Raw genomic sequence first — 6,515 nt, 5'->3', positions numbered from 1 at the left:
GCTGACTTCTTTCAGATTCCGCGTCACCACGGACACCCTTGTCTCTCTGGCTAGACGATTCCCACTACTAGGGCTCGTTAGGGACTTGCACCCATTAGACAACACACATGCTAGTCAAACAAAAAGAGGGTGCACCATGAACTGATGGTACACCCTCCTAAAACAACTAACAATTTCACTAAACTTATAACTTACCAATCTTCTTCATTCTGTCTACCTGCGTCTTTACTACATCCAATGTAGATTTATCAGTAGAAAAAACGGAGTTCAGACCTTGCGCTTCCTGAGCAGGATCACCGGTGTAGTCATCACCTACCTGCCACTGCTCATGCTTAGGATTGGCAAAACCGCCCCATCCCCAGAAGTTGCAACCGGCAAAGTAACCGCCGGATGCAGCATTGTCGCCAACAAGACTGAACACATACTTATAATATCCATCACGTGCTTCTGTTGTAGAAGAAGTTGAAAAAGAGAAACCATCACGAGGATAGCCGAACTCCTCCATCACCAATGGCTTCCTGATACGTCCGCATACCTCAAGATGTTCATCAATATACTCCTTGGTATTCTGGCAGGAGATTCCCAAATCTTCCTGCAAATGGTCTTTTCTCGCCCAACTCCAGTTGTATGGCCAAAGATGAATGTTGCAATAATCCACATTCTTGTCGGCACAAATCCGTTCCCAACAGTTCAGTTCACCTTCACATCCCCATTTGCCTTCGCTACCGATAGAAATCAGATGATTCTTATCGAGCGAACGGATCAGTTTGCTCGCTTCACCCAGCCACTTTTCGAAAGCAGGCAACTGCTCTTTGCTGAAAGCACGAGGCTCATTACCTATCTGCCATGACATGATAGCCGGGTCGTCCTTATACTTCTTCTTTGTATATCTGTTGGTTCTCGTAAGTATGAATTTCACATAATCATAGAATAGCTGATGCGCCTTTTCGCAGGATGCATATTTGGCGACGAAGTTCATGAAGGCAGGATATCCATCTTCGTTAGGACGGGGAGCCTGGCCCAAACCAGCCTGCTCCAGGTAATAACCATAACCGCCACTCCATTCCCAGGAATTGTTCAGATAGAGCACGGCCAGCATCTTGCGTTTGCCCATCTCCATCAGCAGATAGTCGAGACCGGCAAGAATCGTATCATTATAAACGCCCGGAGCTTCCTGCAGCGTCGGCTCCACCTTGGTCTTCACTCCTCGCTTTCCATCAGAGCCCACCAGGATGCGGAGGTTGTCAATGCCCATCTCCTTCATCTTATCGAGTTCCCTACAGAGACGCTCACGGTTGCCGCCCTGTCCTTCTGAACCGAGGATGGCACCATACCAGAAATTGGTACCTACATAATAATAAGGTTTACCGTCGCGAACGAAATGTCCGTCCTTTACCTGCACAAAGTTTGACTTCGCAGAGATATTGCATGTAGCCAATGCCATCATCAAAAAAACAAATATCTTCTTCATTTATTTATTAAGTTTACAGTTTAAAGATTCATTTTCGGTTGCAAAGATACTAAATAAGGGCAAAAAAGCATGATACTTTTTTGCCCTTTCTACATATAAATCTAAACTATGCTTATTTATTATTGCTTTTTCTCTATTTTTCTAAGGTTTCGGATAGATTTTCAGGTAATCTTCCATTCCTTCGGCTGCTCCCTGCATCACACCTTTAAATATATAGGAGTCAGAAACCACCTGCTTTTTTCTGTCGAAGATGGTCATGTGAGGAAGAGGCTGCACATTGATATCCCAGACGTATGGGATAAGTCCTGCCTTCATCATTTCGGCAGGCGCATGTCCTTTCCAATAAAGAGCCACCTTGCCTCAATCGGCATCTTTGTCCATCAGGGTAAATATATAAGGATCGTAGAAATGAACCTCTGCCATCAGACGGTTCTTCACCTTATCCTTCAGACGGGTAATGTCATAAGAATCCTTGGCAGCCAAATCAATCTCGGTCTTTGGAGTCTGTACGATGAGCACACGGCTGGCATTATTACCACCGGTAGCACGGACGGCATCGATAAACACCTGTTCGTATGCCAGAAGACGGTCGGCAAACTCCTTACTATCAGGAGCCAGCATGTCGCCTTGAACCTGCGGACTGGCGCCTCCCACTCCCGGTTCGTTGAGGGCAGCAAAGAGAACCCGCTGGTCATACGTTTTGAATTCCTTTGCTATATTCGTCCACAGCTTGCGGAACATCTCCTTATGCTCTGCCACATTCACCCCACTGGTAAAAGCATCATGCTCCATCCATCCGCCATCCCAGTGTTCGTTGATGATGACACAGAGACCGGCATTGAGACCATAGTTTACGATTTCCTTGATTCGTTTCATCCAGACAGGATCTATGGTCATATTCTCCTTATCCGTAAGATGTCCAGCCACCCAGGATGTAGGGATGCGAAGGCTGTTGAATCCCTGCTGCTTCAAGCTCCGGATATAACTTTCTGAAGTTTTATCATTCTGCCATGAAGTTTCCGACTTCAGTCCTGCCTGATTGGTAAAGACATCGTTCCAGTCGCATGCCTCCATCGTATTACCCAGGTTGACTCCTGGAGCCATATAGTGAGCCAGTTCGGTAGCCGTGAGTTTCATTTTCGAGATACGACCATCCACTGGTTTAACCTGTGCGGCAGCCCAAGCGAAATGAGCGGCAGCCAATATAATCATAACTATCTTCTTCATATATCAATCTAACGTATTATCGGGTTTTGAAGTTATCATGTTGCAAAGATAGCGAAAAAGCTGTAGCGTGAATGTATACTTTTGATAAAAGGATAGGTATATTATGTTAGGATATACGATATTTGCACAAAAAAAGGACGCACATCAGAGAAAGATTCTCCGATATGCGTCCACACACTTTATATTAAACCTAAAGACTTAATATCTCGTTTTTTATTTAGCAGGCCACTTTGCTGCTGCAACTCCGGCTGTAATACTCTCAAGCATATTAGCATTGCTAACACTTGCACCAGCACGGTTGAAGATGGTCATGCTAGGATAATTACCATTGGTATCCCAAGCCATTGGAACACAACCATTATTGATAGCACTAGTTACGACAGCCTTGTAATAGTCCTTAACTGATGCATCATGAACAGCATCCTTACCGATGGCCAAACGCTGGTTGGCACCAAACTCACCAATCAATACAGGATAGCCCTTGTCGAAGAAGTTGGTCTTCATCTTCTTCATCTGAGCCTCTACATAATCCTCGTTATATTTAGCATCAGCTGTACGATCAGCCTCAGAACCATTGGTGTTGTTCTTACCCCAATAGAGATAGTACTTACCCCAATCCTTGTCTTCACTCATATCTGTAAACTGATAAGGATCGTAGAAATGAACCTCTATCATCAGACGGTCGGTAGCAGAATCGTGAAGCTTAGCCATATAATTATGAGCTACGGTATTGTCGATATTAGTATTAGGACCCTGAACCACCAGAACTCGCTTGGCATTGTTGCCACCTGTAGCACGCACTGCCTCTATGAAAGTCTGCTCATACTCAGCAATTCTATTGGCCAAATCCGCAGTGCCCAGCAATGCATTGGCATCGCCGGCACCCACACCAGGCTCATTCATACCTGCAAAGACAAGACGCTCGTCATAATTCTTGAAACTGTTGGCTATCTGAGTCCAGATCTTGGTGAGTTTTGCCTTGGTAGCATCCACATCAGTAGCAGCTGTCAAACCATCATGCTCAATCCATCCACCATCCCAATGCTGGTTAATGATGACATAGAGATCGTTCTTGATGCAGTAATCTACCACCTCGTGAACACGAGCCAGCCAATCGGCATCGATGGTGCAAACCTCAGCATCTGTGATGTGACCCATTACCCAAGAACAAGGAATACGGACGCTCTTGAAACCGGAAGCCTTCACCAGGTCGATGAGCTGCTGGGTAGTCTTTGCCGACTGCCATAAAGTTTCAGAACCGATACCGGCATTCTTCCAGTTATTAGCAGAATTTCCTGCCTCCATCGTATTACCCAGATTCCAGCCAGGATACATCAAGGCTGCAATATCCATAGCCGTCTTACTCATATCACCAGTAGTAGTACCCTGCTCCTGGTTGATGGTAACCGCTTCAGTGATGGAAGTACTGTCGTTTACCACCATGGTATAGCTAATGGTTGCCGAACGGGCATTGCTGATGTTGGCAGCCACCGAATAGTTGCGGGTGTATTCCACCATGTTGGCACGAGAAGTAATCTCACTCACCCAGTCATTGCTGATTACCTGAGAATAACTTGCATTTGCCTTCAGGGTAACAGTAACCTGACCACCGGCAGCCCCCACATTTACATTTTTACTAGATGTGATGAGAAGACCCTCGGTAGAGTTCTGGCTCACGGTGATAGTCTTGGTATCAGAACCAGCCGCTACGGTGATAGTTGCCGAACGGTCATCATTGGCTGTATTTGCCTCTGCCTTGATGAGGAAATGATGGGTAATACTAGAAGAGCCAGCCACTGGAGTTACATCCAACCAAGCCGCTTCGGTAGAAACCGTTGGTACCTGAGCCGCCTTGACATATAAATCAGTCTCACCGCCATTCTTCGTAAACGCCATATCAGAACGGGAAACCACGAATTCCTTAGAGAGTCCTTCACCGCCTTCGATGGTATCCTCATTAGAACAGGCTGAGAAACTGACCATGGCAAAAGCCATAATCAGAAACGATAAAATTGTTATTTTCTTCATGTTCATAGAATATCAAAATAATACGTATGATTACTTACCTTGAGTCAAGCCATCCTTGTTGATGAACTCTGTCTTGGAGAAATCCATAGAGAATTCAGGATCCACATCAAACTTGATGCTCACAATCTCTGCAGTAATCTTGGATGCATCGATGGCATCAGCTGCCAGATTGTTGATATCCACACAGAATACCGCTGCACCTTCTGCCTCGGCACCACCTGTCTCCATCCAAACCGTATAGAGACCATCGCCAGTAACGTTGGCATCATACTTGGAATTATCAAAGGCTGACCAGCGACTTGGATCCCAAGAAGCATCACCATACTCCAAACCAGCCACATGACTGCCCGCACCTTCCTTCATGTTATCTGTCAAACCAAAAAGACGGAAAGTAACCACCATGTTCTTGGTAAACTTAATCTGAGCCTGGTTGATGCCAGGATTGCTACCCGTAGAACCATACTGGTTGAAAATCTCGATACGGATTCTGCCGTTATTCTCAAGGTCGCCGACAACCAACTTGGAATTATCCACCTTCAACTCAGGTGACATACGAACAGGACGAATCGCCAAACCCAGGTTGCGGGCCGAAACACCAGATGAAGCAGTACCATTGATCAGATTGAGCGTCTGGCTATAATCCGTAGCGATGCTATAGTTATTGCCGCTCCAATACAAGCCCTGGTTGCCCTCACCTACCTTGGCAGTGCCGTTGCGATAACCAGTGTAAGGCATAAAGATGCTGTTGCCATTGGCTGCAGTAAATCTGATACCCTTCACGCCCTTCACCTCAACTTCTGTCTGAGTGGTATTGGCAATCAACTCACTCATCTGATCAGCTGTAGGAGTAGAACTGCGCATCAAGGCACCCGCATCCACGTTCACCTTCTTCAAGATATCCTTATCCGTACCGGCGATATCCTCCACTGTATTGTAATCGATGAGATAAGTACTCTGATTCACACCAGTCAAATCACCATAGCCCAGAAGGGTACCTGTCTCTTCCTCTGATTCTGCACCCAGGTTGCATTTAGCCCAAAGGATGCTCAAACCCAAGTCAACATATTCCATTGTCTGAGCAGGAGTGGTAAAGCTCTTGGTCTCACCATAGACAAAACCATCGCCCAACTCGAAATATGATGTATAATAGTAAGTAGTTCCAGGAAGCAAACCTTCCACACGTTGACTGATGGTCTTGGCACTGGCAGAGATTGGATAATCGATACCATTCTCTACATCCGCCTCAGAGGTTGAAATCTTGAAACCGTAGTTCATCTGGGTCTCTCCCTCTATCAGGATGCCTTCCAAGCCATTGGCTGTAGCACTCAGGGTAGCCTTGGTAGCCGTAACATCCGTGGCTCCGGCTGTAGCAATCTGGGCATCAGTAGCCACGAAGCTCTTTACCTCACCAAACTTGGTTACTATGCCCTGTAACTGTACGTAAGTGGCATAATAATAGGTATTGCCCTTGGTCAATCCCGAGAGAGTGGCGGTTACATTACCTTCGGCATCAATCACGCCAGGCTGCTTGGAGCCGGCTGTGGTAGGATCGGGGTTGGTACCGTAAACAACACCCACCGCATAGGCACCGGCATCCTGCTTACTCAAGTCCAAGACCTTGCCGCTGACTACTGCCGAAATAGCAGTAACAGAAGCATCTCCCGTCTCAATGGTGCTAATTACATTTCCTGTGGCTGCAGAGTAGTCATCATCGCTACAGGAAGAGAGCGAGCAAAGACCGGCCATCAGCAGCATCACACCTGCTAAATATTTCATTTTCATAATCTAA

At 46.2% G+C, this 6,515-nt stretch carries 5 protein-coding genes; all 5 read right to left on the bottom strand.

Annotated elements, in window-relative coordinates; genetic code table 11:
• Nucleotides 1-184: 184 nt before the first annotated feature.
• Nucleotides 185-1,471: a glycoside hydrolase 5 family protein gene (locus ACWJAO_RS11105; RefSeq protein ID WP_418859003.1), complete on the bottom strand. Its 1,287-nt coding sequence runs from the start codon at nucleotides 1,469-1,471 to the stop codon at nucleotides 185-187.
• A gap of 141 nt (nucleotides 1,472-1,612) precedes the next feature.
• Nucleotides 1,613-1,825, bottom strand: coding sequence for a hypothetical protein (locus ACWJAO_RS11100; protein ID WP_449140294.1), 213 nt, complete (start codon nucleotides 1,823-1,825; stop codon nucleotides 1,613-1,615).
• A 6-nt stretch (nucleotides 1,826-1,831) separates the two neighbouring features.
• Nucleotides 1,832-2,698 carry a glycoside hydrolase family 5 protein gene (locus ACWJAO_RS11095; protein WP_449140293.1) on the bottom strand — a complete coding sequence of 289 codons (867 nt, stop codon included), beginning with the start codon at nucleotides 2,696-2,698 and terminating at the stop codon, nucleotides 1,832-1,834.
• Nucleotides 2,699-2,911: 213 nt separating this feature from the next.
• Nucleotides 2,912-4,726: a cellulase family glycosylhydrolase gene (locus ACWJAO_RS11090; RefSeq protein WP_449140292.1), complete on the bottom strand. Its 1,815-nt coding sequence runs from the start codon at nucleotides 4,724-4,726 to the stop codon at nucleotides 2,912-2,914.
• Nucleotides 4,727-4,756: 30 nt separating this feature from the next.
• The gene (locus ACWJAO_RS11085; protein WP_449140291.1) at nucleotides 4,757-6,502 is read right to left on the bottom strand and encodes a hypothetical protein; all 1,746 of its coding nucleotides are present in this window, start codon (nucleotides 6,500-6,502) and stop codon (nucleotides 4,757-4,759) included.
• Nucleotides 6,503-6,515: the final 13 nt, after the last annotated feature.

Source organism: Segatella sp. (genome assembly GCF_977051555.1).
The sequence above is the reverse complement of the archived record's forward strand: the minus strand, read 5'-3'. Positions and strand labels throughout refer to the sequence as shown.